14 protein-coding genes, 13 tRNA genes and 4 rRNA genes are annotated in these 25,260 nt (G+C 47.0%); 28 read left to right on the top strand and 3 right to left on the bottom strand.

All coding sequences use genetic code 11. The annotated features are described in order from the left end of the window. Positions 1-59: 59 nt before the first annotated feature. Complete coding sequence (gene gerD, locus MHI12_RS26745) at positions 60-809, bottom strand: spore germination lipoprotein GerD (RefSeq protein ID WP_338588643.1); 750 nt, start codon at positions 807-809, stop codon at positions 60-62. Positions 810-934: 125 nt separating this feature from the next. Here gerD and MHI12_RS26740 point away from each other — a divergent pair, with 125 nt between their 5' ends. Then, the gene (locus MHI12_RS26740) at positions 935-1,567 is read left to right on the top strand and encodes a KinB-signaling pathway activation protein (protein WP_047841115.1); all 633 of its coding nucleotides are present in this window, start codon (positions 935-937) and stop codon (positions 1,565-1,567) included. Between the two features lie 98 nt (positions 1,568-1,665). Here the strand turns inward: MHI12_RS26740 and pdaB are convergent, their stop codons facing one another. Next, positions 1,666-2,442 carry a polysaccharide deacetylase family sporulation protein PdaB gene (gene pdaB, locus MHI12_RS26735; protein ID WP_405170789.1) on the bottom strand — a complete coding sequence of 259 codons (777 nt, stop codon included), beginning with the start codon at positions 2,440-2,442 and terminating at the stop codon, positions 1,666-1,668. A gap of 122 nt (positions 2,443-2,564) precedes the next feature. Between pdaB and MHI12_RS26730 the strand changes: the two genes are divergently transcribed. The 19 genes from MHI12_RS26730 to MHI12_RS26640 all read left to right on the top strand — a co-directional run bounded on the left by MHI12_RS26730 (position 2,565) and on the right by MHI12_RS26640 (position 10,404). Beyond that, positions 2,565-3,182: a stage II sporulation protein M gene (locus MHI12_RS26730; protein ID WP_405170788.1), complete on the top strand. Its 618-nt coding sequence runs from the start codon at positions 2,565-2,567 to the stop codon at positions 3,180-3,182. Positions 3,183-3,335: 153 nt separating this feature from the next. Continuing rightward, positions 3,336-3,566, top strand: a complete 231-nt coding sequence (locus MHI12_RS26725) for a hypothetical protein (RefSeq protein WP_017692114.1) — start codon at positions 3,336-3,338, stop codon at positions 3,564-3,566. A 479-nt stretch (positions 3,567-4,045) separates the two neighbouring features. Beyond that, positions 4,046-5,598: ribosomal RNA gene (locus MHI12_RS26720) — 16S ribosomal RNA — on the top strand. Between the two features lie 158 nt (positions 5,599-5,756). Beyond that, positions 5,757-5,873, top strand: a 5S ribosomal RNA gene (rrf, locus tag MHI12_RS26715). 36 nt (positions 5,874-5,909) lie between these two features. Continuing rightward, positions 5,910-5,986: transfer RNA gene (locus tag MHI12_RS26710), tRNA-Ile, on the top strand. Between the two features lie 22 nt (positions 5,987-6,008). Beyond that, positions 6,009-6,084, top strand: a tRNA-Ala gene (locus tag MHI12_RS26705). Between the two features lie 205 nt (positions 6,085-6,289). Beyond that, positions 6,290-9,215, top strand: a 23S ribosomal RNA gene (locus tag MHI12_RS26700). Positions 9,216-9,289: 74 nt separating this feature from the next. After that, positions 9,290-9,406, top strand: a 5S ribosomal RNA gene (gene rrf / locus MHI12_RS26695). The 16S, 23S and 5S rRNA genes sit together here with 13 tRNA genes alongside, the layout of an rRNA operon. An 84-nt stretch (positions 9,407-9,490) precedes the next feature. Continuing rightward, a tRNA-Asn gene (locus MHI12_RS26690) sits at positions 9,491-9,566 on the top strand. 3 nt (positions 9,567-9,569) lie between these two features. Then, positions 9,570-9,642, top strand: a tRNA-Thr gene (locus MHI12_RS26685). A gap of 10 nt (positions 9,643-9,652) precedes the next feature. Next, a tRNA-Glu gene (locus tag MHI12_RS26680) sits at positions 9,653-9,724 on the top strand. Between the two features lie 7 nt (positions 9,725-9,731). Beyond that, positions 9,732-9,807: transfer RNA gene (locus MHI12_RS26675), tRNA-Val, on the top strand. Between the two features lie 9 nt (positions 9,808-9,816). After that, a tRNA-Gln gene (locus MHI12_RS26670) sits at positions 9,817-9,891 on the top strand. A gap of 9 nt (positions 9,892-9,900) precedes the next feature. Continuing rightward, a tRNA-Lys gene (locus tag MHI12_RS26665) sits at positions 9,901-9,976 on the top strand. Between the two features lie 6 nt (positions 9,977-9,982). Continuing rightward, positions 9,983-10,063: transfer RNA gene (locus tag MHI12_RS26660), tRNA-Leu, on the top strand. 10 nt (positions 10,064-10,073) lie between these two features. Further along, positions 10,074-10,148, top strand: a tRNA-Gly gene (locus tag MHI12_RS26655). An 8-nt stretch (positions 10,149-10,156) separates the two neighbouring features. Further along, a tRNA-Arg gene (locus MHI12_RS26650) sits at positions 10,157-10,233 on the top strand. Between the two features lie 15 nt (positions 10,234-10,248). Further along, a tRNA-Pro gene (locus tag MHI12_RS26645) sits at positions 10,249-10,322 on the top strand. Positions 10,323-10,333: 11 nt separating this feature from the next. After that, positions 10,334-10,404, top strand: a tRNA-Gly gene (locus MHI12_RS26640). Between the two features lie 222 nt (positions 10,405-10,626). Here MHI12_RS26640 and MHI12_RS26635 read toward each other — a convergent pair. Next, entirely contained in the window at positions 10,627-10,968 is a 342-nt protein-coding gene (locus MHI12_RS26635) for a WGxxGxxG family protein (RefSeq protein ID WP_341009029.1), read from the bottom strand. Between the two features lie 577 nt (positions 10,969-11,545). Here MHI12_RS26635 and ppc point away from each other — a divergent pair. The 8 genes from ppc (at position 11,546) to ectB (ending at position 25,124) form a co-directional block, all read left to right on the top strand. Then, complete coding sequence (gene ppc, locus MHI12_RS26630; protein WP_405170787.1) at positions 11,546-14,338, top strand: phosphoenolpyruvate carboxylase; 2,793 nt, start codon at positions 11,546-11,548, stop codon at positions 14,336-14,338. Between the two features lie 261 nt (positions 14,339-14,599). Further along, a complete protein-coding gene (sigW, locus tag MHI12_RS26625; RefSeq protein ID WP_017692117.1) occupies positions 14,600-15,166 on the top strand; it encodes an RNA polymerase sigma factor SigW in 567 nt (188 codons plus the stop codon). A 136-nt stretch (positions 15,167-15,302) separates the two neighbouring features. Further along, positions 15,303-15,917, top strand: a complete 615-nt coding sequence (locus MHI12_RS26620; RefSeq protein ID WP_036614042.1) for a zf-HC2 domain-containing protein — start codon at positions 15,303-15,305, stop codon at positions 15,915-15,917. Positions 15,918-16,232: 315 nt separating this feature from the next. Beyond that, a complete protein-coding gene (gene cdaA / locus MHI12_RS26615; RefSeq protein ID WP_017692119.1) occupies positions 16,233-17,069 on the top strand; it encodes a diadenylate cyclase CdaA in 837 nt (278 codons plus the stop codon). After that, on the top strand, positions 17,062-18,555 hold the full coding sequence (locus MHI12_RS26610) for a YbbR-like domain-containing protein (protein WP_405170786.1): 1,494 nt from the start codon (positions 17,062-17,064) through the stop codon (positions 18,553-18,555). The genes cdaA and MHI12_RS26610 overlap by 8 nt, the downstream gene beginning before the upstream one ends. Positions 18,556-18,627: 72 nt before the next feature. Beyond that, positions 18,628-19,968, top strand: a complete 1,341-nt coding sequence (glmM, locus tag MHI12_RS26605) for a phosphoglucosamine mutase (protein ID WP_405170785.1) — start codon at positions 18,628-18,630, stop codon at positions 19,966-19,968. Between the two features lie 749 nt (positions 19,969-20,717). Beyond that, positions 20,718-22,550 (top strand): glutamine--fructose-6-phosphate transaminase (isomerizing), encoded by a 1,833-nt coding sequence (gene glmS, locus MHI12_RS26600; protein ID WP_036668148.1) that lies wholly within the window; start codon positions 20,718-20,720, stop codon positions 22,548-22,550. A gap of 1,290 nt (positions 22,551-23,840) precedes the next feature. Then, a complete protein-coding gene (gene ectB / locus MHI12_RS26595; RefSeq protein ID WP_405170784.1) occupies positions 23,841-25,124 on the top strand; it encodes a diaminobutyrate--2-oxoglutarate transaminase in 1,284 nt (427 codons plus the stop codon). The last annotated feature ends 136 nt before the right edge of the window (positions 25,125-25,260 follow it).

Raw genomic sequence — 25,260 nt, 5'->3', positions numbered from 1 at the left:
CCTGCGTCCACTTGGATGCAGGCTTTTCAGTATCTGTGGTGCGTATTAACACCTGCTGTTTATGATCCGCCGCCTGAATCTCCACTGCTTCCACCATCTCCGCCATCACTGCCACCTTGGCCCTGACCGTCTTGCTGTCCGCCTTGCTCTTGCCCTTGTTGTCCGCCACTTTCCACTTTAGGTTGCAATTCCTCCTGCACTACCTTCTTGAGCAAAGTGAGTACTTCCATGCGAAACAACGGGTTTTGCATCACTTCCTGCATGACAGTCATGGTCTGTTTGCGATAATCCGGAGTCTTCGTCATATCCATGAACATCTTGGATACCTCAGGTGACTTCATGATGTCTTCAACAGACTTTTGATATGTGGGATCTTTAATCAATTGCATATGAAGTTGTTTACTTTGTGCGTTGATCACTTTGGCAAATTCACCCGCAAACTGCGGATCAGTCATGATCTTTTCGAATTCCTTCTTATATTCGGGAGCTGTAATGGTATCTTTTACTGCAATACGTATTTGTTCCGAAGATTGCACAGGCATTAACATTTTCATACCAATGGATCCCGAAGCACCACCCGAACCGCCGCCTTCTTCAGAACCGCTACTTCCGCTGGATGAGCTTTGACCTGTAAGAGCTTCCTCCACCGCTTTCTTGCCTTCGTCACTTTTCAAAATATCTACAACCATTGTTTTCATCTCTTTATAACTGCCCTGAGGAGGCGAAGAACTCTGATCTGAACCGCAGCCGGCAAGCATGACGGATAGCCCCAGTACGACACAGCATAGCTGCCACAAAGGCCGTTTCATGTGTACAATCCCTCCTTGATTAGATACTGGATGTAGTATGTGATGGGAAAGGGGGAAATATGTTGAGCAATGATGGTTTTTTGCTGAGAAGGTTGGTAAAATAAACACTCGGGGGTGGAAAACATTTGAATTTACGTAGATGGTTTTTCCTGTTTTGGACAGCCTTGCTTATCGGGGCCGCGGGAGCATTAGGTACAGGATTGATTATGATGCTGGTGAACGGGGAGAAAACAAATGGATTGAATGATTTTCTTCTGTATCTTTTGATCCTATTTGGATCAGGGGTTATGATCAGCGTGTATTCACAAATGGGTTTCTTTGCATATCTGATATTGAATTATATGGGTAAAGGTGTATTTCCAAAGCGCGGTTGGCAGATCGTGCAGATTGTACTAACGGTGTTAGCCCTGCTTGACGTGATGTTTTTACGTTTGTTTGTTGGGGGAGACCGGGAGCGTATATCGGATATTGTGTTAGGTATCATTATTTTGGCAGCTGCAATTGTTACCGCTTACGTTAAAGTAAAGCTGACTCATATCTCCGCGCTCGTACCTACACTCTTTTTCATGATTGCCGTCACCATAGTGGAGACGATCGGCGTATTACGTATTGATGTGAATGCTGCAACCATATTTATTGTGGTTCCCTTGCTCCTATGTAATGCATACCAAATGCTGATATTGCACAGGCTGGTGGATGTATCGACGAACCGGAGTGTAAGTGGAAAGGCAGAACAGTTGAAAGAAAGCCGAGCATAGAATTTATTTTGTATAAAAAACATACCAAAAAGAGCTAACCTGGTTAGCTCTTTTCAACTTTTACACACCTAATTGAGCTATAGCTCATAATTGAGTAATCATTGACCGCTGGCTTGGTCACGAACTTCCTTACCTTCCATACTGGAGTGGTTGAGCAACTCAGACACGGTAACAAATTCATAGCCCTGATTTTTCAACTTGTCGATAATGACTGGGAGTGCTTCATGAGTTTGTTTAGAAGAATCGCTTGCATGCAGCAGTACGATGTCCCCTGGATGTGCCTTACTAACCACGCGATCAACAATGGTCTGTACACCAGGGTTTTTCCAATCCAAGGAGTCGGTATCCCACTGCACAACCTGATAATTCAGACTATTGGCTACCTGAAGCACTCGTTTGTCAAAGTCCCCGTTGGGCAGACGTAGTAATTTCGGTTCTTTTCCCGTTAAATCGGTTAAAATGCTATGAGCTGTCGAAATTTCTTTGCGAATTTCTTCCTCAGTCAGGCTGCTGTAGTTCTCATGTCTGTGACCATGGCTGCCAATTTCATATCCTGCCTCTTTGATGGCAGTAACAATTTCGGGGTGTGTCTTGCTCCAGGGGGAGGAAAGGAAAAAGGTTGCCTTCTGCACTTTATTCTCCTGAAGAACTTTCAAAATCGGCTCTGTCCGTTTATCCCCCCAGCTAATGTCAAAGGTAAGTGCGATTACCTTCTTCTCGGTTGGAACGCTGTAGACGGCTGATGGTGCTTCCTCCGAGAATACGGAGACATTGCCTCTCTCCAGATAGATAATACCGATTGCAAAGATGGCAGCAACGAGGACAATCAGGTACCGTTTAATCTTTTTGCCGCTAAATACATAGAACGAGTTCATTTCAATAAGCGCCCCTCTCCCATAAGAAATGCTTGTTTACTCTCCAATGTATGCTCGTACTGCCCAGTTATTCGTCACTGATCCTTGTTTGTCCATCATTTTAGATTCTACAGGAGGTTATTATGTTAAAATTCAGTACATTTCTTAAAGATCTTGGTTCCATCCGCAGTGCATTAATCTGGTCCGTAGTTTTGTTTGCTGTTGGTATAGGGGCAGGATGGGTGAGTACAGGGCCACTGGAAGAACTGTTGTTGAACCAAATCGGAGGATTACGTGAAGTCAGTGAACGGCTGGAGCAGGGGGGCAATGTGCAATGGAACTTCTTTCTATTTATCTTTTTCAATAATGCCATCAAAAGTGTACTTGTCATCTATGCCGGTATATTCTTCGGAATTCTGCCTGTCATCTTCCTGCTGATCAATGGGATGGTCCTTGGATTTGTGGTGCACACCACGATGAATTATGGAGCAAGCTTCTATGATATTGTGGTTAAAGGTTTACTTCCGCATGGCATTATTGAGATTCCGGTCATAATTATTGCTTGCGCCTTCGGACTGAAGTTTGGTGGTCTGGTTATCAAAAGCCTTGCACAACTTGGAAGTGACAAGCGAAATATGATGGGCGCCCGGTGGAGAGCATTCATGAATAGGACGTTAACGGCATCCTTCTGGGTTGTCATCTTGCTTCTTGTTGCAGCAATCATCGAAAGCACACTTACGTATACTCTGGTGAGAGGATAAAATTTTGTGCTGGTTGGCATTCATAAATTTTCAGAAAGTTGACCATAACAATAAAACGGGTTCCAGCAGCACCCACAAAAGCGAATGCACGGGGTGTTGCATGAAACTTGTGTAAGTGTGATAAAGAGGCTATGCACAAAAAGGAGAACTCTAATGCTGGGTATGTTGTTTAACGAGAAGGAATGCAAGGAACTAGACTATGTGCTGCGTAAAGAATTAGATGAGATGCTTTTCGATCTAAGTGATAATCGTCTTGACCAAGAGATCAAATATGCTATCGCGAGCCGATATAAGACTGTGTTCCGCATGTATGCACGCTTTGCCCCGCCAAAAGAGTTGTCCAAGTATGCAAGAGGTGGGAAGCTGAAAAAGTCGAAGCCATAATGCTGAAGCTAGTCATATATTCGATTTACAGTAGTGGAAGTGAGGTGCGGCTCTTCATAGCGGGTGCTGTACCTCTGAACCATGAGAATGTGAAATTGTTAAGGGGTTCATACTTTTTGTCGAAAAAGGGTTGACCTTTCTAATTTCATATGGTAAATTAATTTTCGTTCCTTTTTTAGGAGCGGTTCACCGAAACAAGCATGAAAATAAAGCGATTGAAAATAATCGAAAAAATAATGCTTGCAAAGAGAACTTCAACATGATATATTATAAAAGTCGCCGCTGAAACGACGACAACATGAAAAATAGCACTAAATTGAATGTTTGATCTTTGAAAACTGAACAACGAGTGAGTAAACATTCTGCTTGCAGAATGAACGCGAAAGTTTGAGACAAGCCTTGGCTTGAATCGACTGGAGCACAAATGAGATTTTTAATCTCGTCAGATTCAAAATGAGCTTATCGCTCTTTTCAATACTTTATTGGAGAGTTTGATCCTGGCTCAGGACGAACGCTGGCGGCATGCCTAATACATGCAAGTCGAGCGGAGTTGATAGGAAGCTTGCTTCCTTGATACTTAGCGGCGGACGGGTGAGTAACACGTAGGCAACCTGCCCTCAAGTTTGGGACAACTACCGGAAACGGTAGCTAATACCGAATAGTTGTTTTCTTCGCCTGAAGGAAACTGGAAAGACGGAGCAATCTGTCACTTGGGGATGGGCCTGCGGCGCATTAGCTAGTTGGTGAGGTAACGGCTCACCAAGGCGACGATGCGTAGCCGACCTGAGAGGGTGATCGGCCACACTGGGACTGAGACACGGCCCAGACTCCTACGGGAGGCAGCAGTAGGGAATCTTCCGCAATGGGCGAAAGCCTGACGGAGCAATGCCGCGTGAGTGATGAAGGTTTTCGGATCGTAAAGCTCTGTTGCCAGGGAAGAACGCTTGGGAGAGTAACTGCTCTCAAGGTGACGGTACCTGAGAAGAAAGCCCCGGCTAACTACGTGCCAGCAGCCGCGGTAATACGTAGGGGGCAAGCGTTGTCCGGAATTATTGGGCGTAAAGCGCGCGCAGGCGGTCATTTAAGTCTGGTGTTTAATCCCGGGGCTCAACCCCGGATCGCACTGGAAACTGGGTGACTTGAGTGCAGAAGAGGAGAGTGGAATTCCACGTGTAGCGGTGAAATGCGTAGATATGTGGAGGAACACCAGTGGCGAAGGCGACTCTCTGGGCTGTAACTGACGCTGAGGCGCGAAAGCGTGGGGAGCAAACAGGATTAGATACCCTGGTAGTCCACGCCGTAAACGATGAGTGCTAGGTGTTAGGGGTTTCGATACCCTTGGTGCCGAAGTTAACACATTAAGCACTCCGCCTGGGGAGTACGGTCGCAAGACTGAAACTCAAAGGAATTGACGGGGACCCGCACAAGCAGTGGAGTATGTGGTTTAATTCGAAGCAACGCGAAGAACCTTACCAGGTCTTGACATCCCTCTGATCGATGCAGAGATGTATCTTTCCTTCGGGACAGAGGAGACAGGTGGTGCATGGTTGTCGTCAGCTCGTGTCGTGAGATGTTGGGTTAAGTCCCGCAACGAGCGCAACCCTTATATTTAGTTGCCAGCACTTCGGGTGGGCACTCTAGATAGACTGCCGGTGACAAACCGGAGGAAGGTGGGGATGACGTCAAATCATCATGCCCCTTATGACCTGGGCTACACACGTACTACAATGGCCGGTACAACGGGCTGCGAAATCGCGAGATGGAGCCAATCCCAACAAAGCCGGTCTCAGTTCGGATTGCAGGCTGCAACTCGCCTGCATGAAGTCGGAATTGCTAGTAATCGCGGATCAGCATGCCGCGGTGAATACGTTCCCGGGTCTTGTACACACCGCCCGTCACACCACGAGAGTTTATAACACCCGAAGTCGGTGGGGTAACCGCAAGGAGCCAGCCGCCGAAGGTGGGATAGATGATTGGGGTGAAGTCGTAACAAGGTAGCCGTATCGGAAGGTGCGGCTGGATCACCTCCTTTCTATGGAGAATCGTTTCCTGCAACGGAAACATTCAAATACGCAGGTTCTTAGAACCTGCAACAGCGATTCATTTCGGTCCGTCACTTCAGTGTGGATGAAATGAAGAGCACAAACAACTCACTCGTTGCTCAGTTTTGAGAGCTCAAACTCTCAAACGTTTGGTGGCGATAGCGAAGGGGTTCCACACGTTCCCATCCCGAACACGACCGTTAAGCCCTTCAGCGTCAATGGTACTTGGACCGCAGGGTCCTGGGAGAGTAGAACGCCGCCAAGCGTAACCCATTTTGGGTTCAAATAGTATATGTAATGTGGGCCCTTAGCTCAGTTGGTTAGAGCGCACCTCTGATAAGGGTGAGGCCGGTGGTTCGAGTCCACCAGGGCCCACCATTTATACCTTTAAACTTTTTATGGGGCCATAGCTCAGCTGGGAGAGCGCCTGCCTTGCAAGCAGGAGGTCAGCGGTTCGATCCCGCTTGGCTCCACCAAAAATGTTTTACAAGTTTGTTCTTTGAAAACTAGATATCGAAACGAAACAAACGCGAATTAGAACATTCCTTTTTAGCTGAACTTGTGTTAAACAAGTTTCAATAAAAACGGTAGATTGCTGGAGCGAGTGATCGAAATGGAGCGACTTTTGGATTTGGACGTAGTCCAAACCAAGCGGAGCGACAGCTCGAACACGAGCGCAATGGTTAAGCTACTAAGAGCACACGGAGGATGCCTAGGCGCTAGGAGCCGATGAAGGACGTGGCGAACAACGAAACTGCCTCGGGGAGCTGTAAGCAAGCTTTGATCCGGGGGTGTCCGAATGGGGAAACCCAGCTGGGGTAATTTCCAGTTACTCACAACTGAATACATAGGTTGTGCAGAGGCATACCAGGGGAACTGAAACATCTAAGTACCCTGAGGAAGAGAAAACAATAGTGATTCCGTCAGTAGCGGCGAGCGAACGCGGAGAAGCCCAAACCAGAGAGCTTGCTCTTTGGGGTTGTGGGACGTCTCACATGGAGTTACAAAGGAACCGGTTAAGCGAAGAGGTCTGGAAAGGCCCGCCAAAGAAGGTAAAAGCCCTGTAGTTGAAAGTCTGTTCCCTCCGAGACGGATCCCGAGTAGTGCGGGGCACGTGAAACCCCGTATGAATCCGGCAGGACCATCTGCCAAGGCTAAATACTTCCTAGCGACCGATAGTGAAGCAGTACCGTGAGGGAAAGGTGAAAAGCACCCCGGAAGGGGAGTGAAATAGAACCTGAAACCGTGTGCTTACAAAAAGTCAGAGCCCGTTTTAGGGGTGATGGCGTGCCTTTTGTAGAATGAACCGGCGAGTTACGTTCCCGTGCAAGGTTAAGGTGAAGAGCCGGAGCCGCAGCGAAAGCGAGTCTGAATAGGGCGATATAGTACGTGGACGTAGACCCGAAACCGGGTGATCTACCCCTGTCCAGGGTGAAGGTGCGGTAACACGCACTGGAGGCCCGAACCCACGCATGTTGAAAAATGCGGGGATGAGGTGGGGGTAGCGGAGAAATTCCAATCGAACTCGGAGATAGCTGGTTCTCCCCGAAATAGCTTTAGGGCTAGCCTCGGAAAACAGAGTCGTGGAGGTAGAGCACTGATTGGGTGCGGGGCCCGCAAGGGTTACCAAGCTCAGTCAAACTCCGAATGCCATAGACTTACTTCCGGGAGTCAGACAGTGAGTGCTAAGATCCATTGTCAAAAGGGAAACAGCCCAGACCATCAGCTAAGGTCCCCAAGTGTGTGTTAAGTGGGAAAGGATGTGGAGTTGCACAGACAACCAGGATGTTGGCTTAGAAGCAGCCACCATTGAAAGAGTGCGTAATAGCTCACTGGTCGAGTGACTCTGCGCCGAAAATGTAACGGGGCTAAACACACCACCGAAGCTATGGCTTGATGCTTTGCATCAGGGGTAGGGGAGCGTTGTATAAGGGTTGAAGGTGTACCGTAAGGAGCGCTGGACATTATACAAGTGAGAATGCCGGTATGAGTAACGAAAAGATCAGTGAGAATCTGATCCGCCGAAAGCCTAAGGGTTCCTGAGGAAGGCTCGTCCGCTCAGGGTAAGTCGGGACCTAAGGCGAGGCCGAAAGGCGTAGTCGAAGGACAACAGGTCGAAATTCCTGTACCACCGTAAGCCGTTATGAGCAATGGGGGGACGCAGTAGGGTAGTGACGCGGACTGATGGATGTCCGTCTAAGCAGTAAGGCTGATGTGTAGGCAAATCCGCACATTGTAAGGCTGAGCTGTGATGGGGAGCGAAAATTGTAGTAGCGAAGGTCATGATCTCACACTGCCAAGAAAAGCCTCTAGCCAGGTGAAGGTGCCCGTACCGCAAACCGACACAGGTAGGCGAGAAGAGTATTCTAAGGCGCGCGGAAGAACTCTCGTTAAGGAACTCGGCAAAATGACCCCGTAACTTCGGGAGAAGGGGTGCCCCGGTAGTGTGAATAGCACGAGGGGGCCGCAGTGAAAAGGCCCAAGCGACTGTTTAGCAAAAACACAGGTCTGTGCGAAGCCGTAAGGCGAAGTATACGGGCTGACGCCTGCCCGGTGCTGGAAGGTTAAGGGGAGTGGTTAGGAGCAATCCGAAGCTGTGAACCGAAGCCCCAGTAAACGGCGGCCGTAACTATAACGGTCCTAAGGTAGCGAAATTCCTTGTCAGGTAAATTCTGACCCGCACGAATGGCGTAACGACTTGGGCGCTGTCTCAACGAGAGATCCGGTGAAATTTTAATACCTGTGAAGATGCAGGTTACCCGCGACAAGACGGAAAGACCCCATGGAGCTTTACTGCAGCTTGATATTGAATTTGGGTACGATCTGTACAGGATAGGTGGGAGCCTTTGAAACGTGAGCGCCAGCTTGCGTGGAGGCAACGTTGGGATACCACCCTGATCGTATCTAGGTTCTAACCTGGTACCGTAATCCGGTGCGGGGACAGTGTCAGGTGGGCAGTTTGACTGGGGCGGTCGCCTCCTAAAGAGTAACGGAGGCGCCCAAAGGTTCCCTCAGAATGGTTGGAAATCATTCGAAGAGTGCAAAGGCATAAGGGAGCTTGACTGCGAGACCTACAAGTCGAGCAGGGACGAAAGTCGGGCTTAGTGATCCGGTGGTACCGCATGGAAGGGCCATCGCTCAACGGATAAAAGCTACCCTGGGGATAACAGGCTTATCTCCCCCAAGAGTCCACATCGACGGGGAGGTTTGGCACCTCGATGTCGGCTCATCGCATCCTGGGGCTGAAGTAGGTCCCAAGGGTTGGGCTGTTCGCCCATTAAAGCGGTACGCGAGCTGGGTTCAGAACGTCGTGAGACAGTTCGGTCCCTATCTGTCGTGGGCGTAGGAAATTTGAGAGGAGCTGTCCTTAGTACGAGAGGACCGGGATGGACGTACCGCTGGTGTACCAGTTGTTCCGCCAGGAGCACCGCTGGGTAGCTATGTACGGACGGGATAAACGCTGAAAGCATCTAAGCGTGAAGCCCCCCTCAAGATGAGATTTCCCAGTATGTAAGACCCCTTGAAGACGACGAGGTAGATAGGCTGGGGGTGGAAGTGCAGCAATGCATGGAGCTGACCAGTACTAATCGGTCGAGGGCTTATCCAATAGCAAGTGATAATTCGCATGTTTCGTTTCGAATCTAGTTTTCAGAGAACGATCTCTGAAATGTAAGCTATGCGTTTGGTGGCGATGGCGGAGGGGTTCCACACGTACCCATCCCGAACACGACCGTTAAGCCCTCTAGCGCCGATGGTACTTGGACCGCAGGGTCCTGGGAGAGTAGGACGCCGCCAAGCGAACTCTTTCATCATACATAGAAAACAGGCTCTGCATGTGGACGTTGTACGATGAATTGCATTTGCACTGCAAATGCATATTATTCCCTGATAGCTCAGTTGGTAGAGCACTCGACTGTTAATCGAGTTGTCACAGGTTCGAGCCCTGTTCGGGGAGCCATTTGCTCTCATAGCTCAGTAGGTAGAGTGCATCCATGGTAAGGATGAGGTCACCGGTTCGATCCCGGTTGAGAGCTTTGGAAATGGGGCCCGTTGGTCAAGGGGTTAAGACACCTCCCTTTCACGGAGGTAACAGGGGTTCGAATCCCCTACGGGTCATATAGTTGGAGGCTTAGCTCAGCTGGGAGAGCATCTGCCTTACAAGCAGAGGGTCGGGGGTTCGATCCCCTCAGCCTCCACCATATTTTTATTGGGGATTAGCCAAGCGGTAAGGCAACGGACTTTGACTCCGTCATGCATAGGTTCAAATCCTATATCCCCAGCCATTTTAGTATGAGTCATTAGCTCAGTTGGTAGAGCACCTGACTTTTAATCAGGGTGTCGAAGGTTCGAGCCCTTCATGACTCACCATCATATGCGCGTGTGGCGGAATTGGCAGACGCACTAGACTTAGGATCTAGCGTCTTTGACGTGGGGGTTCAAGTCCCTCCACGCGCATCCTTTATTTGCGGAAGTGGCTCAGCGGTAGAGCATCGCCTTGCCAAGGCGAGGGTCGCGGGTTCGATTCCCGTCTTCCGCTCCAATATTTTTGCGCCCTTAGCTCAGCTGGATAGAGCGTTTGACTACGAATCAAAAGGCCGGGAGTTCGAATCTCTCAGGGCGCGCCATTATTTTTTTAGTATCGGGATGTAGCTCAGCTTGGTAGAGCACCTGGTTTGGGACCAGGGGGTCGCATGTTCAAATCGTGTCATCCCGATTTTTGTTTATGCGGGTGTAGTTCAATGGTAGAACTTTAGCCTTCCAAGCTAATAGCGTGGGTTCGATTCCCATCACCCGCTTACAGGATATAATGAAAGAGCCTCTGCATCTGCAAAGGCTCTTTTATTTTTATTAACGTAAGAATTAGCAGTTATTTTATGTAAGGAACAGTACAGGTTTATTTAAAAAAGAGCCAAGACCCCTTCGTAATCCAAATAGGGAGGTCTTGGCTCTTCTGTTTATCCTTGTCGATGAGCTGTTTCTAAGACGTAGCAGCTATTGTATAGTGAAGAGCGCACAATTTAACGTTCGTTGTGATCCGTCACTCTTTTACGCATGCCCGCTAATCCAAGCAGTCCCAGCAAACCAAGCCAGCCCCAATCCATGCCGTTGTCACGGTTGGTTGTCGTGGCGTTAGCACGAACACTGTTGGTACGATAGTCACCATTGTTGCGGTAGTTTCCATCCATATTCAGGTTGGTGTTTGTGCGATCCATGTAGTTGGTGTCTTGATAAGACCGGACACGTGATCCGTTGGTGTTGGTATCCATTCCTTTGGACATATGACCATCAGCAGCAGCAGGGCCGGCCATCGCGGCCACCAGAAGCACGGAAGCAATAATTGTTGTACCTTTCTTCATCATTTGGATTCCTCCTTTTTAGTAAGAGCTATAGATTAATCTGCCCAAAAAGCTAAGAACATTATGTAGAAATGATGTGTTAAGATATCCCTATGATTGCAGTAGGTTAGGAACATACATAAGAAACTCCCCTAATAAGCAGACTGTAGTGGGAAGAAAATTATAATTACATCTTTAATTTATTGCGTCACTGTGGTAAAGTATACAAAAGCTTGCTTTGCCGGTCATGTTTCTTTGTATATCATCTGTTCTCAAACAATGAAAATATGCGGTTTAACCTTAATATCAGGTACATGGGATCATATCTAAAAGAACTGTATATTTATGAGTTTTTAAGAATAGGTATGAGACTTTTGATTCATCTAAAGTACGTGAAAAAGGTATCATGCGACAGTATATGACCATTAATTGAAGCAGAACAAGAAAATGAATAAAAAAGCGTGTTTTTGTGCTGTAAATCGGGGATAATCCCCATTTTTTCTAGTAGAAAAATAAAGATTTTCGTACCATTTTATTGTATGATGTTATGAAGGTGTCAAATTTACGTGTACGAATGGAACGATCAGATGGGAGGATAAGCATGACTGAAACTATGGTAACCGCCAGCAAAAGCCAATCCAACAACCTGCTTCGGCGAGACGTGCGGTTCCTGGGCAATATACTCGGAGAAGTTCTTGTCCATCAAGGCGGCACGGAGCTTCTAGATATCGTTGAGAAGATTCGGGAAACGAGCAAATCGTTGCGTGCAGAATTTCTGCCAGAACTCTATGCAGAGTTCAAAACGATGATCCAGGAATTAGACTCGGAGAATCGTCACCAGGTTATTCGGGCTTTCGCTATTTATTTTCAATTAGTTAATATTGCTGAACAAAACCATCGGATCCGGCGTAAACGGGATTATGAACGTTCTGCTGGGGACGCTGTGCAGCCAGGATCGATTGAGAAAGCAGTACAGGATCTTAAGGAACGTGGACTTTCTCATACAGAGGTGGAAGAGATTCTCGACGATTTGTCGTTGGAACTTGTTATGACAGCTCACCCAACCGAAGCTATGCGCCGGGTTATTCTGGACATCCATAAACGGATATCCGAAGATGTCATGTCACTTGATAATCCTACGCTGACGTTGCGTGAACGTGAACAGTTGCGTGAGAAGCTGCTGAATGAGGTTATTACACTCTGGCAGACAGATGAACTTCGCGACCGCAAACCGACTGTACTCGATGAAGTGCGGAACGGGATGTATTACTTTCATGAAACGTTGTTCCACGTACTTCCGGATGTATATCAGGAGCTGGAACGCTGCCTGAACAAATTTTATCCTGACCATGACTGGCATGTGCCGACGTATTTGCGGTTCGGTTCCTGGATCGGTGGAGACCGGGATGGAAATCCTTCGGTAACTTCAGATGTAACATGGCAGACACTGTTGATGCAACGCAAGCTCGCTTTGCGTGAATACCAACGGATTATGATTGAACTTATGGGCCATCTCAGCTTCAGCACAAACATCATTCATGTATCGGATGAGCTGGTGCAGTCGATTGAGCAGGATCGTAATTCTGTTACATTGAAAAAAGTGGATATCTGGCGGAATGAAAAAGAGCCATACCGCATCAAATTGGCTTATATGATTGCCAAGCTGAACAATGTACTGGATGAGAACAAATTAGGTCAACCTGACCGTTATCATAGCGCACAGGATTTGATTGATGAACTGATGATTATTGATCGAAGTCTGCGCCATCATTTTGCCGATTACGTAGCAGATACGACCATTCGCAAGATGATTCGTCAAGTCGAGTTGTTTGGTTTCCATACCGCAGCATTGGATGTGCGTCAGCACAGTAAGGAACATGAAAATGCGATGTCGGAGATTTTGGCGAAAATGAACATTGTAGAGGATTATGCGCGTCTGACTGAAGACGGTAAAATCGATCTGCTTGCTCGTTTGCTGGATGATCCACGTCCGCTTACTTCTCCTTATCACCAATACACGGAGGGAACCAAAGAATGTCTGGATGTCTTCCGTACCATTAAGCGTGCCCAGAACGAATTTGGGAACGGCTGTATCACAAGTTACCTGATCAGTATGACGCAGGGCGCAAGTGATTTGCTGGAGGTTATGGTATTTGCCAAGGAAGTGGGCTTATTCACCAAAGGACACAACGGTGACGTTGTATCTACACTTCAAGCGGTTCCGCTGTTTGAAACGATTGATGATCTACATGCGGCTTCGGACATTATGCAGAAGCTGTTCAACCTTCCTGTATACCGCGCAAGCGTAAAAGGACGGAATGAACTGCATGAAATCATGCTTGGTTATTCAGACAGTAACAAGGATGGCGGCGTGGTTACAGCCAACTGGGAATTGCGCGTAGCAATGAATGCCATCACGGCTGTAGGTAATGAACACGGCGTTAAGCTGAAGTTCTTCCATGGACGTGGCGGGGCTCTTGGACGTGGCGGCATGCCACTCAACCGCAGTATTCTTGCTCAACCACCACATACGATTGGTGGGGGCATCAAGATTACGGAGCAGGGAGAGGTTATTTCTTCCCGTTATTCCCTTCAGGGGATTGCATACCGCAGTCTGGAGCAGGCAACTTCGGCTCTAATCACAGCAGCACTTAATGGGCTTGAGCCGCAAGAGTCAGCATCCGAACGTCATTGGGACAGCATCATCAAAGAGATTTCGGAAGTATCTCTGACGAAATATCAGGATCTGATTTTCCGTGATCCAGACTTCTTCACCTTCTTCAAAGAATCAACGCCGCTTCCGGAGGTTGGTGAGCTGAATATTGGTTCCCGTCCATCCAAGCGTAAAAATAGCGATAAGTTTGAAGATCTGAGAGCGATCCCTTGGGTATTCGCCTGGACTCAAAGTCGTTATCTGCTTCCGGCATGGTATGCGGCAGGAACAGGATTGCAAAGTTACTATCAGGATAAAGAGGAAAATCTGGTTGTCCTGAAAGAAATGTATGCAAGCTTCCCATTCTTCCGTACATTAATTGATACGGTACAGATGGCCGTAGCCAAGGCAGATCTGGTCATTGCCAAAGAATATTCGGCCATGACTTCGAACAAGGAAGCCCGTGATCGCATTTACGGTCAGATTGAAGCCGAATTCAAGCTCACAAAAGAGCTGATTCTGAAGATTACCGGAGAAGCTGAAATTCTGGATGATGTACCGGTTATTCAAGAATCCATTCGCCTTCGTAACCCTTATGTAGATCCGTTGTCCTACATGCAGGTTCAACTTCTGAGCGAGCTCAGAGATATGCGTGAACGTGGTGAGGATGATACGGAACTGCTTAGAGAAGTGTTGCTGACAATCAATGGCATCGCTGCAGGACTGCGTAACACAGGTTGATGATTGAACTGCTGCATTTGAATAATTATATGTAACAAAGTACCCATTACTTTGTTAACTAAAAAGCTCCATTCTCTGCTCTACGGAGTAAGAGATTAAACGGGACTCCTACGGGAGTTCCCGTTTTTACTGTTTTTGGCGGATATTTGTCATACAGTCTTGATTTTTGACCAAAGTTGATTTACGATTTGATTGGTGAATTACAAGTGTGGACGGGTATCAGAAGACGGAAGACCCATCAGCATGTCTGGGGGAATAAGGGTGGACAATTTGGAGAACAGGCTTGTTAAACTGGTGCTCAAGGGCGACCAGAGAGCCTTCGCAGAAATCGTTGAACTATATAAGGACAAGCTATTTCATTTGGCATACCGGATGCTGAACAATCGTCATGAAGCTGAAGACGTTGTGCAGGAGACGTTTTTGCGTGTGTTTCGTAATATGGAGAAGTACGACCCGAACCAGAAGTTCTCAACCTGGATTTACCGGATCGCAACCAATCTGTGTATTGACCGACTGCGTAGAAAGAAACCTTCATACTCTTTGGATGCTGAACTGAATGATCAGGAAGGATCTGATGGTTATGCGATGCTCCCGAGTGATGATCGTACACCGGAGAGTGAAGCGCTCCTGTCAGAAACGCAGACACTCATTCGTGAGGCCATTGACAGTTTGCCAGCCAAGTATAAGTCCGTTATGATTCTGAGATATTTACAGGACTTGTCGCTACAGGAAATCAGTGATGTGACAGGTATGCCCGTAACAACGATCAAGACACGCGTTCATCGGGGCCGTGATTTTCTACGTAAAAAATTGGAGTATAAGTTATAAATGTTAAACGCCTTTAAATATGGGCGAAATTATTTGAAACATATCCGAAACGGATGCGTATGTAATGTATGCAAGTCTTATGCGTGCTTTTTAATGGCACATGGACTAAGTGATTTAAGAAAGGATTGGCTCTCATATGGATTGCAACTCGGCCGTCTCTTTAATGCATGAATGTTTGGATGAGTCGTTGTCCCCGGCCCAGAAGGTTGAACTGAAAAGTCACCTTGTGATCTGTCCGGATTGTCGCATGCGCTTTAAAGAGTTGGAACAGACGGAAATGTTACTCTTTGCCATGAAACACTATTCACCGTCTGCCTCTGATGAGCTGACCAATCGAATTATGAATGCTCTGCCCCAGCCCAAGAGACAGCAAGCATGGCTCAAATGGGTCAAAGGACATCCCGCGCTGACGGCGGCAGCCTTCTTTTTGGTCGTGATGCTCTTTAGCGCCTTGAATTTCTGGAATCAGAATAACGAAATGGTTGTTAAGGGAAATAATCTGGACCAGATCGTGATTCAGGGTAACACGGTTATTGTTCCTGAAGGTAAGTCAATTGCTGGCGATCTTACGATAGAAAATGGAACCGCACAAGTATATGGTGATGTGAACGGCAATCTGACGGTTATCGACGGACAACTGTTTCAGGCTTCAACGGCGCATATTTCAGGTCAGGTGAAAAGTATTGATCAGGCGCTGGACTGGTTCTGGTACAAAATAACCAATATGGTAAATGAAGTGGCTTATCGCTAGAACAGGGTAAAATTCTTCAATGGTATATACCAAGCAGGGTACCTCCAGATTGCATGGGGTACTCTTTTTTTATACGCAAACTTTGTAATTCATGGTAAATGTGATGTTTATGTGCAGTTTGAGACTGCCGTAACTTGCAACCTGAACGTTAACGTTATAACCTAGATACTAAAGAGAACATACTACTACATATAGATAAGCATTTTGCACAAATCAAATGATGCAAAAATGCGGAGACAAAGGATTATATAAAATCCTAATGGGTTAATATGAGATCAGGGTTTACTCATCAATGGGGATAGCGGGGGCTGGCTTATGAATTATTTTGCTGACTTAACGTGGACAGAGTCCATTAAGGACGTTATCGATATATTGATCGTTACCTATATTATGTACAAACTGATTTTGCTTGTGCGGGGGACACGTGCGGTTCAGCTCCTGAAAGGGATTCTGTTCCTTGTGTTGATCTGGGCATTAAGTACGTGGCTAAACTTGTATACGCTCAAATGGTTAATGAACCAGATGTTTACGTTTGGTGTCGTTGCGGTCTTCATTATCTTTCAGCCGGAACTGCGTCGTGGTCTGGAGCAATTGGGACGCGGTAAGCTGTTTGGACGTTCAGCGGCAGCGAGTGATGAAGAACTAACCGTGTTAATTGGTGAGATTATTAAGTCAGTTAATTATTTGTCACGGCGTAAAATTGGCGCATTGGTCGTATTTGAACGTGAAACGGGTCTGAACGATTACACGGAATCGGGCATTAAGATGCACTCTCTGGTCAGCTCGGAGCTGATGATTAACATCTTTATTCCAAATACACCGCTCCATGATGGAGCCGTTATTATACAGGGAAAACAGATTTCGGCGGCAGCTTGTTATCTGCCATTATCAGAGAATCCTTTTATCAGTAAGGAATTGGGAACACGTCACCGTGCAGCAATCGGGATTACCGAAGTTGCAGATGCGATCTGTTTGGTTGTCTCCGAAGAAACAGGACAAGTGTCACTGGCAATGAATGGACAGGTCGTTCGTGATATTAAGGAAGAATCGCTGATTGCCAAACTGTATGAGGAGTTGCGCCCTACATCCAATCTGAAAAAGAATGGCTGGACAACCTTCTGGAAACGGAAGGGAGGACGTAACAATGGATAAGTGGTTTAACAATAATAACTTTGCCAAAATACTTGCACTTGCGGTGAGCCTGCTGCTCTGGTTCATGATTCATCTGGATGAAGTACCAACCACCCCCACGATTACGACAGGGACAACCAACAAGGTTGTGGAACGTACGGTGCCTGTTCAACCTTATGGATTAGACAGCAACAGCTATGTGCTTACTTCATTAAGTACGGATGAGGTCCGGCTGGAGATCAAAGGACAGCGCTCGATGCTAACATCGATTTTTACGAATGATGATTACAAGGTACTGGTCGATCTGAGTCAGGTGAAAGATGGGTCCAATACACTGCCACTTGTACCTGATCTGCCTTCAGGGGTAGAAGTGGTCAGCATGGAACCTTCCATGGTTACGGTGAACGTAGAAAAATTGGGCACCAAATCCTTCAATGTGAATATTGTACCCGAAGGGGAACCATCCGCCGGATACAGCGCTGGAACGCCCGTAATTGAACCTTCGACGCCGGTTAAGGTTACTCTGCCCGAAGGGCAACTTGAGGCTGTAGCGAAGGTCCAGGGCAGTGTGAGCGTGAAAGATGCCAAGGAAGATGTCATACAGAAAAAAGTGAAACTTCAAGCATACGATGCTGAAGGCAAGGTCCTTGAAAATGCGATTATAACGCCTCAAACGGTTGAAGTCCGAGTTCCGGTCAATCAGCCCTATACATCTGTACCCTTAAGAATCAAATATTCGGGACAGCTTCCGGAAGGCCTGGTACTCTCCACGGTAGAGCCAAGCGTGAAAGAAGTCTCGGTTTATGGATCAGAGGATGCGCTTGCGGGTATACAGTCCTACGACCAAGTAACCCTTGATCTTACACAGTTTGATCAGTCGGGTACATCGACAGTTAACGTGGACTTGACGCCGCCTTCCGGTTTTGAGAAAATCGAGCCTAGTTCGATTCAGATCAAGGTAACCATATCACCATTTGACGAGGCAGAGGAGACAACCAAAGTCTTTCCGAACGTCCCCATCACACTTACCGGTGCGGGGAATGGACTGGAAGGGACGCTGGTTACGCCTCGAAGCGGCGGTCTGAACCTCACACTTACAGGCTCAGCAAGTATGCTTGAGGGTCTGAGTAGTGATGATCTCACGTTAACCGGGGATCTTGCTGGACTTGCGGTCGGAACGCATGAGATCAAGCTTGAAGCCGACCTGCCCCGTTATGCCAAACTGGATGAATCATCCACTGCATTGAGTGCGACGGTCAAAATTAGCGAAAAGGCTGAAGATACCACGACCACTCCTGGCGAAGAACCGACGGACGAGGGAACGGTAGCACCTGACCCAACACCAGCCGAGGTTGAAAATGGGGAAACAGATCCTGTTCCTGATGAAGAAGAAACGGAATCGAATACGGATACTCAGGATCAGGGTCAACAGGGGAGCACAAGCAGTCGAGGTAATTTAAATAATAATAACAGCGGTACTGGCAGTAAAAGTGGCGCGAATCCGTAAACGTTCTAATCTTAAAATTCTCAAAAAATAATAATAGTGCTCGTATATGATGCGAATAGAAGGAGTTAAATCATGGGGAAATATTTTGGTACAGACGGTGTAAGAGGGGTTGCCAATAAAGAGTTAACGGCAGAGCTGGCTTACAGCATTGGACGTTGTGGTGGTTACGTGCTTGCAGGTGGTGTGGAAAGACCAAAAGTGGTTATCGGCATGGATACTCGTATCTCGGGATTGATGTTGGAATCCGCACTGGTTGCAGGTCTGTTGTCCATTGGCGCTGATGTGATCCGTCTGGGCGTAGTATCCACGCCAGGAGTGGCGTATATTGCACGTTTGTTGAAAGCTGACGCAGGCGTGATGATCTCCGCTTCCCACAATCCGGTTGAGGATAACGGAATCAAGTTTTTTGGTGGAGATGGCTTCAAGCTGTCTGATGAAACAGAGAACCGGATTGAAGAACTGATGGATGCGGAGACAGATCAATTGCCACGGCCAGTTGGTGGCGGGCTGGGTACTGTAACGACAGATGAAGAATCCCGTTATCGTTACCTTGATTTCCTGAAAACGACTGTAAATGAATCGTTCTCTGGACTTAAAATTGTTTTGGACTGTGCAAACGGAGCAGCTTATGAACTGGCACCGAAATTGTTCAGTGAACTAGGTGCAGAAGTCATTGCCATTGGCGCTGAGCCTAACGGCCTGAATATTAATGAGCAATGTGGATCAACTCATCCAGAGAACCTGAAACAAGAAGTGCTTAATCATAAAGCAGATCTGGGTCTTGCTTTTGACGGGGATGCGGATCGTCTGATTGCTATTGATGAGACAGGCGCTGAGGTGGATGGAGACTTCATTCTGTGTATCTGTGGTGATGCGATGAATCGTGCTGGCAAGTTGAAGGACAGTACTGTTGTATCAACTGTTATGAGTAACATCGGATTCTACAAAGCAACGGAGAAACTTGCACTGAAAACAGCTAAAACGGCAGTAGGTGATCGTTATGTGATGGAGGAAATGCGTCGCGGCGGTTACAACTTGGGTGGAGAGCAATCTGGCCATGTTATTTTCCTGGATTACAATACAACTGGAGACGGAATGCTGACTGCGATTCAACTCGTGGATACGCTCAAGGCTTCCGGTAAAAAACTGAGTGAACTAAAAGCGCTAATGACCCAGTACCCACAAGTATTGGTGAATGTGCGTGTTGAAGATAAGAGCAAATACGAGGGCAATGCTGCAATCGAGCAAGCTATTGCTACAGTAGAACAGCAACTCGGGGATAATGGACGTGTACTCGTTCGGGCTTCAGGTACTGAATCTCTGATCCGTGTTATGGCGGAAGGACCAGATAAAGACGAACTTGAAAAATTTGTGTCTCAAATCGCAGATGTAGTGCAAAAAGAGCTGGTATAGGACTGGAAGATGTAAGAGATACCTTCTGCATACGGTTCTCTTAAGGGAATTGTTGTGTAGAACGAGGCTTAATATAACATGATTTAGGACTTATGCATGGATATTCCTGCGTCCCGGCCTGATGAGACCATAGGTCCGTTTATCCGGTCGGGATTGTAGGTAAATATGCTAAAATTGTCACAGGTACTTTGCTCCATTGCAAAATGGACCTGACGTGCATATAATGAGTGGAGTCGTCATTCAGACACAGAAAGTGAGGAACGTAAGGTTACAGTTACACAAGCGCCAGAGCTTGGAGTTGCGCGGGATGATGTTGATCAGGATTTCTTCTAGGTTGAAGAACGTCTGATTAAGATCAACGGCTATCAAGCTGACGAGGTGGAGGTGTTCGGATTGTTCGGCGGGGACCTCCCGGTGAAGCACCAGAGCCGTAAACCGGATTGCGGAAAATGGATAGGTGACTGTCCACACAACGCGCCGGTGCAGGTGCAAGAGTTAAACTAAAATTCAAATGAATGTGCGTGAAGAGCGTAAACAGTACGCGGGCGGGAAAATGATGTACATTCATGATTGCATTTATAACAGCTTATGATGACAGCGGGGCGACACGAGGTCGCTCTGATCATTGATAATTGAATAAGTACCAAGTATTCATGAAACGCTAGGCAATCACTCATTTTTCCGATATGCCGCCTCTGCCTGTTTCTCTTCGTGACACAGTATTCATATACAAACGGAGGAAATAAATTATGTGCGGTATTGTTGGATATATTGGTAATAAGAACACTCAATCGGTATTGGTCGAAGGATTGAAAAAACTCGAGTATCGTGGTTATGATTCTGCAGGTATCGCAGTATTCACACCGGAAGGTCTGCAAATCACGAAAGCTCTTGGTCGTCTTGCGAACCTTGAAGCCAAGCTGGATGGTGCACCACTGGTAGGTAATGCCGGAATCGGACACACACGTTGGGCAACTCATGGTAAACCATCGGATGAGAACTCTCATCCACACACAGATGGAAGCCAGAAGTTCTCTGTTGTGCATAACGGTATTATTGAGAACTACCTGGATCTGAAGGACGAATTGATGGCTCAAGGTCACACGTTCACTTCCGAGACAGATACTGAGGTTATCTCTCACCTGATCGCACGTGAATACAATGGTGATATCGTCAAAACAGTACAAAAAGTGATCACGTTGTTGCGTGGCGCATTTGCACTGGGTGTATTGACAGAGCATGAGCCAGAGAAACTCGTAGCAGTGCGTCAAGCAAGCCCGTTGATTATTGGTATTGGTGAAGGCGAGAACTTCATTGGTTCCGACATCCCGGCAATTCTGGAACATACACGTAACGTGTACATTCTGAATGATGGTGAAATGGCTGTATTGACACATGATGCTGTCGAATTGATGACGATTGAAGGCAACTTTATTTCTCGGGAAATGATTCGTGTCGATTGGGATGCTGTAACCGCAGAAAAAGGCGGATTTGAGCACTTCATGCTGAAAGAAATTCATGAGCAACCAAAAGCATATCGTGATACTATGCTGGGTCGCATCGATAATGAAGGCAAAAAAGTTCAACTTCCTGAGTTGAAAATGACTGAAGAACAAATTAAAAATATCCGTAACGTTCAAATCATTGCATGTGGTACAGCGTACCATGCAGGTCTGGTTGGACGTACAGTGATTGAGCAATTGGTACGTATTCCGGTTGAAACAGATGTGGCTTCCGAGTACCGTTACCGTTCCCCAATCGTGCACAAAGATACACTTGTAATCGTAGTGAGCCAATCCGGTGAAACTGCCGATACACTTGCTGCATTGCGTGAAGCACAATCCAATGGTGCACACGTACTGGCAATCACAAACGTAGTGGGCAGCTCCATTGCACGTGATGCAGATGATGTTATCGCAACATTGGCAGGTCCTGAAATTGCAGTAGCTTCTACCAAAGCGTATACTTCGCAGTTGATCGCGTTCAACTTGCTGGGTCTGTACCTTGCACAAGTTCGTGGTACTCAATCTGCAGAAGAGATTGAACACACGCTGGCAGCGATGCAAGCATTGCCTGAGCAAGTGGAATCCATGTTGGAGCAAGCGGAAGCAATCAAAGGATATGCAGAGCAAATCTCCAAACATGAACATCTCTTCTTCATTGGCCGTGGTCTTGACTATGCAGTAGCTCAAGAAGGATCTTTGAAGCTGAAAGAGATCTCTTATATTCACTCCGAGGCGTATGCTGCGGGTGAGTTGAAACATGGTACGCTTGCATTGATCGAAGACGGTATCCCTGTTATTGCCCTGGCAACGCAGGAGAACGTACTTGAGAAAACAGTGAGCAACATTAAGGAAGTAAAAGCACGTGGCGCAGATGTATTGGCAATTACGTATGAAGAGCACGTAGCACCATTGCTGAAATCCGTAGACCAAGCGTTTGCAATTCCTAAGACGCTGCCACTGCTTAGCCCTGCTTTGTCTGTAGTTGCGCTGCAATTGCTGGCATACTATGCTTCCCTGGCACTGGGTCATGATGTAGATAAACCACGTAACCTGGCGAAAAGTGTAACGGTTGAGTAAGGTATTCTGTACAAATTAGTTTATTGTCCAATGATAAATAAGTGTAGAACCATTAACAAAAGTATGGAACTACACGAACTATTGTCCGATGATATGGACAACGGGTTGATCAAAAGATTCCGTAAACTAATAAAGTATAAACAAAATAATGGTCCTGATGACTTTGAGTCATCAGGACTTTTTTGATGTTTCAGAAGGGTGGTTCTAAATATTAGAACCACCTTATTTGTGTTTTTGCATTGTAAATTGCGGTCATTCATTGGACGTAAATCCATCAGGTTATAAAGTATCTTAGGAAGAGTACCTTTTTGTAATTCTCACATTTGAAATATTCTGCGTGCACGAATGTAATCAACTTCTTAAAGAGAATCATTAACATTCGCAACTCGTAAGTGCAAATATATCCCCAATAAGGATGCGGATCGGGCATAAAAGATCATTTGAATGGTAAAGGAAGATGACTGAACGTGACGGGTACATCTTTCAGCAACTCACAAAATGGTGTGCCAAGAACCAACAATGCGCTCTATGAAGAAGCTTATTACACGAAGTGAAATCGTTGTCCGTCCGCGTTTGTAAATCTGCATGTAAATGAGTGAAGGACATCGGAAAGCGTATAAGGGAAAACCTCACGTACGGTTTGACGAGGAGGAGCAGAATATATTTACTCTTTACTCTAACAGAGACGTAGAGAAGAAGGCGTGATACAAAACGATGTCGGCTACCATCCGTGCGGACGCTGTGGCCAGTTTCCAGCAAGGCTTTCAGAAATTGGTCAGGTAATCATGTTAAAAATTACAAAGTGCAAGGAATCGGAACACCAGCAAAGAATATTTAAAGGGAATATATACCAAATTTACCTGTTAAATGACTGAATGTCAACACTCGTCGAATTCCTTGAATGATATCAAATCATTCCCAACGTTTCTTCTCCATTCACTATTTTTAACGAAAAATGTTAACACATAATGTTTTATTGACCAAATTTAACAATATAATGACTATATTTAACAAAAATTTCACTATACATTCTTGTAAATTTTGATATAATTCAACCTAGGTCTTATTCCCTATTATTCTAATAAATGGAATTGTAGGTTTTTTTATACCCATCCAAGCTGTGTGCGAGAGACCAGTATACTGGCTTACCAACAAGCCGGCATGTGGGGACCAACAATTGTGGAAAATGACAGCCTAGAATATGTTGCTCCATGACGTCAGTAGGTTTAGAAAGGAAGGTTCGGAAAGATAGAGCCAACCTTATCCCAATTCCGATGGAGGATGAAGCGAGTGAGCATTTTTGAAAAGCTGGAATCCAACGTAAGATCTTACTGCAGAAGCTTTCCGGTGGTATTCGACCGGGCCAAGGGAGACCTTTTATATTCTGAGGACGGAAGAGCATATATTGATTTCTTTGCAGGTGCCGGGGCACTCAATTACGGCCATAACAACGATTATATTAAAGACCGGGTTCTCGATTACTTGACCTCCGACCGGATTATGCACGGTCTGGATATGTATACAATGGCCAAGCGTGAATTCATCCAGAGCTTCTCCGAGCGGATCCTGGAGCCGAAGAAGCTGAATTACAAGCTTCAATTCTGCGGTCCAACAGGGACGAATGCGGTGGAAGCGGCCCTGAAGCTCGCACGCAAGGCGAAGAAGAGAAGTGGAATATTCGCATTCATGGGTGGCTTCCACGGCATGTCGCTCGGCAGTCTGTCGGCGACAAGCTCCAAGTCCATGAGAGAAGGGGCGGGGCTTCCTCTGGACGGAGTTACGTTCATGCCGCACCCGAGCGGGGCTTTCGCAGAAATGGATACGCTCGGTTATATTGAGAATATCCTGACTGATTCGCACTCCGGAATCGACAAGCCGGCCGCGATCCTGCTTGAAACGGTACAAGCCGAAGGCGGAATTCACGTTGTCGACGCGCAGTGGCTACGTGAGCTGCAGCAGCTTTGCCGCAGGCACGATATTCTGCTCATTACAGACGAGATTCAAGTAGGATGCGGCCGGACAGGCGAATTCTTCTCCTTCGAACGTGCGGGGATCGAGCCGGATCTCATTACCCTGTCGAAGTCGATCAGCGGGTACGGCCTGCCAATGTCCCTCCTGCTGCTGAAGCCCGAACTGGATATCTGGACGCCGGGCGAGCACAATGGCACCTTCCGCGGCAACCAGCTGGCTTTTGTAGCCGCGAAGGCTGCTCTCGAGTTCCGGGACAGAACCGAACTGGAAGCTCAGGTGAAGCAGAAGGAAGAATATGTGCGCTCGTTCCTTGATCAAGAAATTAAGCCTCTGCATCCGTCCATCGTCATCCGCGGACTCGGCCTGATCTGGGGCATTGACGTCTCGGGGTTCATGGATGAAGCCGGGGCGAAGCGGGTGACGGATATCAGCTTCGAGAACGGGCTCATCATTGAAAGAGCCGGCAGAGGAGATTGTGTGCTGAAGATCATGCCTCCGCTGACCGTCTCGATGGAGCATCTGACCGCCGGCTGCGCCATTATCAAGTCCAGTATGCAGCAGGTGATCTCTCAGGAGACCAAGGATTTGCTAGTAACGACCTAAGCTTGGCCAAGCCGATGGCCGCCCCGGCAAGAGGCACGAAAGTGCCTTCCGGAGGGCGTGCGGACTTGATGTTAAGATAGCGCTTTCATCTAAGTGGAAGACTTTCTCCTTATGCTACCTGTGGTAACGTCAATCA

The organism is Paenibacillus sp. FSL H8-0280, assembly GCF_045040665.1.
Taxonomy (GTDB): Bacteria; Bacillota; Bacilli; order Paenibacillales; family Paenibacillaceae; genus Paenibacillus; species Paenibacillus xylanexedens_A.
This window is presented reverse-complemented; position numbering and strand designations above follow the sequence as displayed.

Bases quoted from the DNA above. Each gene is read 5' to 3' on its own strand.
- gerD (WP_338588643.1), bottom strand. From the start codon at position 809: ATGAAACGGCCTTTGTGGCAGCTATGCTGTGTCGTACTGGGGCTATCC.
- pdaB (WP_405170789.1), bottom strand. From the start codon at position 2,442: ATGAACTCGTTCTATGTATTTAGCGGCAAAAAGATTAAACGGTACCTG.
- MHI12_RS26730 (WP_405170788.1), top strand. From the start codon at position 2,565: ATGTTAAAATTCAGTACATTTCTTAAAGATCTTGGTTCCATCCGCAGT.
- MHI12_RS26725 (WP_017692114.1), top strand. From the start codon at position 3,336: ATGCTGGGTATGTTGTTTAACGAGAAGGAATGCAAGGAACTAGACTAT.
- MHI12_RS26635 (WP_341009029.1), bottom strand. From the start codon at position 10,968: ATGATGAAGAAAGGTACAACAATTATTGCTTCCGTGCTTCTGGTGGCC.
- ppc (WP_405170787.1), top strand. From the start codon at position 11,546: ATGACTGAAACTATGGTAACCGCCAGCAAAAGCCAATCCAACAACCTG.
- MHI12_RS26620 (WP_036614042.1), top strand. From the start codon at position 15,303: ATGGATTGCAACTCGGCCGTCTCTTTAATGCATGAATGTTTGGATGAG.
- cdaA (WP_017692119.1), top strand. From the start codon at position 16,233: ATGAATTATTTTGCTGACTTAACGTGGACAGAGTCCATTAAGGACGTT.
- MHI12_RS26610 (WP_405170786.1), top strand. From the start codon at position 17,062: ATGGATAAGTGGTTTAACAATAATAACTTTGCCAAAATACTTGCACTT.
- glmM (WP_405170785.1), top strand. From the start codon at position 18,628: ATGGGGAAATATTTTGGTACAGACGGTGTAAGAGGGGTTGCCAATAAA.
- glmS (WP_036668148.1), top strand. From the start codon at position 20,718: ATGTGCGGTATTGTTGGATATATTGGTAATAAGAACACTCAATCGGTA.